We start from the raw sequence: 2,216 nt of genomic DNA, 5'->3' as shown, positions 1-2,216 counted from the left end.
TGTCAAGCGAAGTGAAGATTTGACCCCGTAGGCGAAACGAAGAACTGACCCCCTTCATTGATTTGCTGTTTCGCTTGTCTCGAGCGTCGTTCCGGCCTTCTGCAGAAGGCCGGAACGACGCTTTTCGCGAAGCCTGTAGCTATCACCTCGGATGGTGATCACTGTCGAATGGTGTAGAAGACGGTCCAATATCGCGGTGGCGACGACGGGGTCTCCAAAGACGCCTCCCCACTCTCCGACCGATCGGTTTGAGGTAATCAGGATCGAGCCCTTCTCGTAGCGACGAGATACCAGTTGGAAGAACAGGTGAGCCGCGTTCGCTTCGAACGGCAAATATCCGATTTCGTCGATGATAAGTAGTTTTGGCCGTGACAGGATCGTCAACTGCTTGTCGAGGGTTCCGTCGTTATGAGCCTTGGCCAACATGGCGACAAGCGTTGCTGCCGTCACGAACTGGACATTGTAATTTTGGCGGATCGCTTCGCGACCGAGACTGACGGCAAGATGAGTTTTCCCTGTTCCGGGTGGCCCCAGGAATAGGACGGTATCGCCGTGAGCGATCCAGCGGCAGGTCGCCAATTCTCTGATCTGTCCGCGATCCACCGATGGCTGTGCCTCGAAGTCAAAGCCGTCGAGTTCACGTACGAAGGGGAATTGCGCCAGTTTACTCGACATGGAGATACGCCGCTCGTCGCGCCGGGCAATCTCGCGCGACACCAGGAACGCCAGTGCCTCGCGCAGCGTCATTTTCGAGCGGGCGGCCTCATCCAGCAGGCTGTCGAGTTGATCGCGGATTGCCGTCAACTTCAGGCGATCGAGCGTCGCGATGAGTAACTCATTGTCCACGGCTGCCATCACCAGCCCCCTCCAACCACAGCTTCGTATTCGGCAAGCGGTCGCAGCAGGGTTGCTGGCGTCGTCTCGACTGGAGCGGAACGGACTACCCCTTCGATACCCGCAACACCGACAAAGTGGGTCCGGTCCACAATCCGTTGTCGCCGTCCCTGGCACAGAGCATGATCGGCTACGACATGGCCGGCGTGGCGGACGATGACACGACCCGCCAGCACAACGACCTGGACGCTTTCGCCTATGAGACGCCAGGGCACGGAATAACTGTTCGTGTCGAGATCGATGGCGCAGTCCGCCTGCACCTTCCGCACGAGATCGCGCAGCTGTCCAAATGGTGCACGGCCTGACAGCGGCCGCAGGGCATCGACCTCGCCGGCAAAGCGCTTAATTGGAGGCTCACCAGTCGTGCCGTGCGCGCGCTGATCGGCGACTTCACGTATCCAACGATCCAAATGTGCTTCGAAGGAGGCCCAGCTCTCAAACCGGCGACCTGCAATGGCGTTCTTCTTGACGTAGCCGACCCCGCGCTCGTCCTTTCCCTTAGTCCGGGCGCGGTATGGAGCGCAAGCGCGTGGCATGAAGCCCCAGTAACGTGCAAATGCCCATAGCCGTGCATTGAAGCGAACCTCTCGGCTGACCGCGTCGTGATGCTCGACAAGCGCCTTCGCATTATCCAGCAGAACCTCATTGGGAACGCCGCCGAACCGAAGAAAGGCGCCTTCCATGCCCTCGAACCAGTCGGTCTGCCCTTCTCGCAGTGAGGCACGTATATGGATGCGTCGGGAATAGCTCAGTGTGGCGACAAAGACATTTACCCGGATTCGTTCGTCGCCAATCCACACACGGGTCTGCCCAAAGTCGATCTGCAATTGACGGCCTGGCGGTGTCTCAAACCGGACTGTTGCCCGCTTCTGCGCTTTGAGTTCGCGCCGCCATTCCCGGACCCGAAGCTCTACAGAGCGCAAACCGATGATAATTCCATGCTCGCTGGCCAACTCCTGCCGGATCACATCGGCATTGCCGTCGTGCCGGAAGAAGCGTTCGCGCAGCCAGTCATCCAAGCCATCGAAAGCAGTGCGGCGAACCGGCTTTTTGAATGGCGCTGCTCCACCCTCCCGCAGATATCGTCGGACAGTGTTGCGAGCGCACCCAAACTCTTTCGATAAACGCTTGGCGCCCCAGCCAAGCTCGTGCAGCCGCAACATTGCTGTCACCTCATCTGCCTGAAGCATATCCTCGCCCTGCATCGTTCGCGACAATGCAGGATGCGCTGAAACCAACCTCGTCATCCATCTCTCCTCGTTGGGAAACGAGGGCGCAGTTCTTCATTTCGTCAGGGGGTCAGTTTCTCACTTCGCCTGACA

General features: G+C 58.8%; 2 protein-coding genes. Both read right to left on the bottom strand.

What is annotated here, in order from left to right:
* Positions 1-54: 54 nt before the first annotated feature.
* A complete protein-coding gene (gene istB, locus ACFFP0_RS30860; RefSeq protein WP_377266062.1) occupies positions 55-855 on the bottom strand; it encodes an IS21-like element helper ATPase IstB in 801 nt (266 codons plus the stop codon).
* Positions 855-2,141: an IS21 family transposase gene (istA, locus tag ACFFP0_RS30855; RefSeq protein ID WP_377266061.1), complete on the bottom strand. Its 1,287-nt coding sequence runs from the start codon at positions 2,139-2,141 to the stop codon at positions 855-857. The genes istB and istA overlap by 1 nt, the downstream gene beginning before the upstream one ends.
* Between the last annotated feature and the right edge of the window lie 75 nt (positions 2,142-2,216).

This window comes from Neorhizobium puerariae (assembly GCF_042429745.1).
GTDB lineage: Bacteria > Pseudomonadota > Alphaproteobacteria > Rhizobiales > Rhizobiaceae > Neorhizobium > Neorhizobium puerariae.
Note: the sequence above shows the minus strand (reverse complement) of the source record. Positions and strands in the feature narration are given on the sequence as shown.